Source organism: Oleiphilus sp. HI0066, from assembly GCF_001635725.1.
This window is the reverse complement of record NZ_LWFH01001388.1, coordinates 1-957: the sequence shown is the minus strand read 5'-3', so window position 1 is coordinate 957 and position 957 is coordinate 1. Positions and strand designations below refer to the sequence as shown.

The 957-nt window shown below is 47.1% G+C and carries 1 protein-coding gene; it reads left to right on the top strand.

What is annotated here, in order from left to right:
• Nucleotides 1–927, top strand: a 927-nt coding sequence (locus tag A3738_RS20960; RefSeq protein WP_156504387.1) for an aldehyde dehydrogenase family protein, incomplete at its 5' end; no start/stop codon positions are given.
• Nucleotides 928–957 lie beyond the last annotated feature (30 nt).

Genomic DNA, 957 nt, shown 5'->3' with positions numbered 1-957 from the left:
ACTTTAGAAATTTGGATTGAGGCCGGTTTACCTGAAGGAGTGATTAATCTCGTCCAAGGCGAACGACTAACCGGTGAAGCGCTCGCACAACATCCGGATATAGATGGACTGTTTTTTACAGGAAGCTCCAGAACCGGAGCCATTCTTCACCAACAATGGGCAGGTCAGCCCGCCAAGATCCTTGCTTTAGAAATGGGAGGCAACAATCCACTGATTGTTGATCGTGATAGCCCTATTGAGGCGACTGTCCATCACTTATTATTTTCGAGTTTTGTCTCAGCTGGTCAGCGCTGCACATGTGCTCGACGCGTTTTTATTCCGACTGGTGAGTACGGCGATCAGCTTGTATCTTCGTTAATTAGCTCAACACGCGCATTACAGGTTGGCGCATTTGATGCAGAACCTCAGCCTTTTATGGGATGCCTGGTTTCGGAAGGCGCAGCGCAAAGTATCGTGTCGGCTTATCAGAATTTATTGAGTATCGGCGCTAAACCCTTATTGGAACTCGCAAGAGATAATGAGGTGCCAGCGATGCTGCGTCCTTGTATCGTCGATGTGACGGGGCTTGACGTACCTGATGAAGAATATTTTGGTCCTTTGATGCAAGTCATTCGTTATGAGAACTATGAAGACGCGATCAAGCAAGCGAACGCCACGCGTTTCGGACTGGCGGCAGGTTTAATTAGTGAGAACGAATCACTATGGCAAGACTTTTTGCTAGATAGCCGTGCTGGTATCGTAAATTGGAATATGCCTCTTACCGGAGCAAGCAGTGCTGCACCATTTGGTGGTATCGGTGAGAGTGGCAACCATCGAGCAAGTGCGTTGTATGCAGCAGATTATTGCGCGTATCCTGTTGCATCAATGGAATCTAAACAAGCAAATGTACCGGCAACATTATCGCCCGGTATGACTTTGAAACCTTAATAAGTTCTTAACTACGTAAATCGCAATGGA